This is a genomic window from Kitasatospora sp. NPDC036755 (assembly GCF_040636595.1).
Lineage (GTDB): Bacteria > Actinomycetota > Actinomycetes > Streptomycetales > Streptomycetaceae > Kitasatospora.
In genome coordinates this window covers 1-1,594 of sequence record NZ_JBEZUT010000659.1, presented here as the reverse complement: position 1 = coordinate 1,594, position 1,594 = coordinate 1, and the positions used below count along the sequence as shown (strand labels likewise).

The window sequence follows — 1,594 nt, the reverse complement described above, 5'->3', positions numbered from 1 at the left end:
TCCATCGGGACGGACTTCTCCATGTCGGACTTGACCTCGGCGATGGTGGTCAGCTGGTCCGGCGTCTCCGCGTACGGGAAGGCGTCCTCCAGCTCCCGCGGTCAGTCCGTCGGGCAGTGGATGCCCGCGGCCGGGACGGTGCCGTCCACCAGGAAGGCGTCCACCGAGGCGCGGACGCACTTGCTGGCGCCATACCCGGTGTGGCCCTCGCCGTCGCGGCTGATCAGGACGGCGTTGCCCAGCTCGGCGGTGAGCTTCTCGGCCCAGGCGTACGGGGTGGCCGGGTCGCCGGTGGTGCCGACGACCACGATCGGGGTGGCGGCCGCGGACTTGATCACGTGCGGCTTCTCGGTGGAGCGGGCCGGCCAGGTCCGGCAGTCCGGGTCGAACAGCGCGGCCATCGGGTCGTGCTTGCTGATCACCGGGGCCTTGGCGGCGAGGTCGGCCAGCGCGGCCTGGAGCTGCTCCCCGGCCGGCGCTTCGGTGGCGCCGTCGGCGCAGTGGATGGCAGTGTAGGCGTCCACCGAGGGGCCGTAGCTGCCGTCCTTGTCGCGGCCGTTCATGCCGTCGGCGAAGGCGAGCAGGTCGTCGCCCTTGCCGCGGACCATCGCCCAGCCCAGCGCGTTGCGCAGACCGGTCCAGGCCTTCTCGCCGCCGTAGAGCCGGCTGACCACGCCGGTCCAGGCCAGGCTGGAGGTCAGGGTGCGGCCCTTCTCCGTCTTGAGCGGCTTGTCCTTGAGGCCGTCGAGGAACGCGGCGAGCTTCTGCAGGCCCTGGTCCGGGTCCTTGCCGAACGGGCACTCCTTGGTGACGCAGTCCGCGACGAAGGCCTTCAGGGCCCGCTCGAAGCCGGCCTCCTGCTCGATGTTGTGCTGGATCAGCGAGGTGGAGGCCGAGGTGGCGCCGTCCAGGACGAGCCGGCCGACGCGGTCCGGGAACTCCTCGGCGTAGAGCGAGCCCAGGTAGGTGCCGTAGGACAGGCCGAGGTAGCTGAGCTTCTGGTCGCCGAGGGCCGCGCGCAGCACGTCCATGTCCCGGGCGCTGTTGCGGGTGCTGACGAAGGGGAGGATCTGGGCGTACTTGGCCTGGCAGGCGTCGGCCAGCTGCTTGCCGTGGTCGTCGCCGGTCTGGTCGGTGCCCAGCCAGCCGTCCCGGACCTTGTCGTCCAGGCAGTTCAGCGGGCTGGTGCCGGCGGTGCCGCGTGGGTCGAAGCCGACGATGTCGTAGTGGTCGTGGAGCGGGCCGTCGAAGCGCTTCGGGTTGCCGGTGACCATGCCGACGCCGGTGCCGCCGGGGCCGCCGGGGTTGAGCAGCAGCGAGCCGATCCGCTGGTCGGCCCGGGTGGCCGGGTTGCGGACCACGGCGACGTCCAGGGTGCCGGCGGCCGGGGCGGTGTAGTCGAGCGGGACCTTGAGGGCGGCGCATTGGAGGGCAGAGGTGTCCTCGTCGTTCCGCGGGTCCTTCGCGCAGGCGCCCCAGCCGAGCTGCTGGCCGTAGAAAGCCTTGAGCGCCGGCGCATCCGCCGAGCGCTGACCGCGATCGGCCGTCCGGAAGTGTGCGAGGGCTGCGGCACCGGCCCCGAGTGGCGCGGGAG

General features: G+C 72.4%; 1 protein-coding gene. It reads right to left on the bottom strand.

Annotation, left to right across the window (positions count from 1 at the left end; all coding sequences use genetic code 11):
* Positions 1–101: 101 nt before the first annotated feature.
* Positions 102–1,594 (bottom strand): alpha/beta hydrolase (locus AB0E96_RS41010; protein WP_359831917.1); only part of this gene is annotated, 1,493 nt, incomplete at its 5' end.